This is a genomic window from Bifidobacterium sp. UBA6881, assembly GCA_002451435.1.
Classification (GTDB): domain Bacteria; phylum Actinomycetota; class Actinomycetes; order Actinomycetales; family Bifidobacteriaceae; genus Bifidobacterium.
In genome coordinates, this window is record DKCF01000032.1 from 1 (window position 1) to 2,377 (window position 2,377).

Annotated in this window: 2 protein-coding genes and 1 other RNA gene; 2 read left to right on the plus strand and 1 reads right to left on the minus strand. The window is 55.8% G+C overall.

The genetic code is table 11. The features are described from left to right. Positions 1–73 precede the first annotated feature (73 nt). Positions 74–970, plus strand: a complete 897-nt coding sequence (locus tag B3C64_RS02490; RefSeq protein ID WP_291533499.1) for a carbohydrate kinase family protein — start codon at positions 74–76, stop codon at positions 968–970. A gap of 163 nt (positions 971–1,133) precedes the next feature. Continuing rightward, positions 1,134–1,530, plus strand: a transfer-messenger RNA (tmRNA) gene (ssrA, locus tag B3C64_RS02495). A 449-nt stretch (positions 1,531–1,979) separates the two neighbouring features. On the opposite strand, the gene B3C64_RS02500 is transcribed toward ssrA, so the two are convergent. Then, positions 1,980–2,345 carry a phage holin family protein gene (locus tag B3C64_RS02500; RefSeq protein ID WP_291533533.1) on the minus strand — a complete coding sequence of 122 codons (366 nt, stop codon included), beginning with the start codon at positions 2,343–2,345 and terminating at the stop codon, positions 1,980–1,982. Positions 2,346–2,377: the final 32 nt, after the last annotated feature.

Here is a 2,377-nt window from a genome sequence, read left to right on the forward strand (position 1 = left end):
GATGTTAATCTATTAATCAAGTTCAGATTCAACGATGAACATCGACAACGAAGTACCGCACGAAAGGAACCTCATGACCAAGCCCATCGTTCTTTCTCTCGGTGAAATCCTGTGGGACATGCTTCCCAGCGGCAAGCGCGCAGGTGGGGCACCCGTCAATTTCGCATACCACGCGATGATGAACGGCGCGGAAGGCTATGCGGCAAGCGCGATCGGCGAGGATGCGCTCGGTGACGAGCTGCTGGCCGAAGCCGAAAAAGCCGGCATCCACACGGTGATCCAGCGCAACGCATGGCCGACCAGCACCGTCGAAGTGACCCTGCGGAACGGCATCCCCGAATACACCATCGTCAAAGGCGTGGCCTGGGACCACATCGCCTATACCCGCCAGCTCATCGAAGTGGTCGAACAGGCCGATGCGATCTGCTTCGGCACCCTCGCCTTGCGTTCGCCCGAAAGCCACGACACCATCGTCGAACTTCTGAAGCACGCCAAGCCGAACGCCATGAAGTTCTTCGACATCAACCTGCGCGGCGACCATTATTCCAAGGACCTCATCGAGGAACTGCTCGGACTGACCACCGTGTTCAAAATCAACGACGAGGAACTGCTGCTGCTCCGCGACATGTTCGACATCCGCGGCACCAGCAGCGAAGAGGCCTGCCGCTGGTTCCTCGACCGTTTCCATCTCGACACGGTGATCCTGACCGCCGGAAGCGCCTTCTCCACCATCATGACGAAATCCGGCGAAACCTCCACGGTCAACACCCCTCGCGTCGAAGTGGTGGACACCGTCGGCGCGGGCGATTCCTTCTCCGGAACCTTCACCGCACGCACGCTGCTGGGAGATTCTCTGGCCGACGCCCACCGCAAGGCCGTCAACACCGCCGCCTATGTGTGCACGCAGCATGGAGCATGGCCGGAATACCCCGACCACATGCCCGATTACCTTGCCCAAGCCGGCAAGTGACCATCAACACGGCCCACACAGCCACATCATCGGGGAATCCAATGAACCAAATCTCCGTCATAATGCATCCTTTGCGAAGAACGTCTGATTTGCGTTTATCTTCATCTCGCGGTATACTGAAAAGTCCGATTGAATATCGGACTTTGCTTGATAACTCAAGATTGGGGATGATCGGTTTCGACGGTAACCTGTTCGTCGCAGGGAAGCGTGCCGAGAACGTAGGGTCCGCTCGTGGATGACCCCTACAAAAGAATAAGTGCTAAATCTAACCGCACTGAGTTCGCTCTCGCTGCCTGAGCTTCGCGCCAGGATTAACCAGTGAGCAGCCGCTCCGTTCACTCCTTCTCGTCTTTGGGAGGATGTTGAGCGTCGTTAAGAAGACTTGCTTTGTCGGCTGAGCCACAGGGCCGGCAAGGGACTTTACCTGTAGATATGCTCGCCATCAGTTGTCTGCGATATCGATGGGGGCAGAAAAACCGCCGCACGGCCAGCAGACTACGCACGTAGAAGACTGAGGGTTCGGTTATCGGACCGGGGTTCAATTCCCCGCATCTCCACTATCGGAAAGCCGCTGGAAACAGCGGCTTTTCTTGTATTTCCAACGGTTTTCGCTAATCCCCAATCAGCTACCGAAATTGCAGAAGTCACACTATTCCCAAAAAATGTTGTCACGTAAAACTTCCAAAAATGGCGAGCCCGCACCTTAGCATGCGATGTTTTTCATATCCGAGGAATAGGCACTTTCTTGGCACCGGTCATATAGTGCCAAAATCCCCGCGTCTCCAGAATAAGGCTATGCAAGACACCTGACGCCTTCTCAACTGCGACGCTTGGATCGCCCACTGGATGTCCACTGGTCAAAGCCTCACAACCAAAATCAATGATTCGCATCTCCGACATCGCCGATGCCGGAGACAATCATATTGGGGTATTCCTGCTTGGCAAGCGCCATGGCTTCTTCCACATTCATGTCATTCCGTCTTATACGAATACAGCGCCATGGAATCCATCAATCCTCAAGAACGGCGCCAACGATGCCGGAGACGATCGTCATGATCAGCGAGCCGAGCACCGACCATACGAATCCATCGATGGCCACGCCGACGTCGAACATGCTCAAGGCCAGCCATGAGGCCAGTCTCATGAACAGCCAATTGATGATCAGGGCTATCAGCCCGAACGACAGCACCGACAGCGGCAGCGCGATGATGTGTACGATCGGTTTGATCGACGCGTTGATCAACGCGAGGAACAACGCGAACGCGCCAATGCCGAGAATCGGCGGATCACCGATCGCACGCATGCCGGGCAGCAGCGCCACCATGATGCCCGCCGCGATGGTCAGTACCAACCAACGTGAAATGAAATGCTTCATGGCACCATCGTAATGCACTTGGCCGCCAGCGA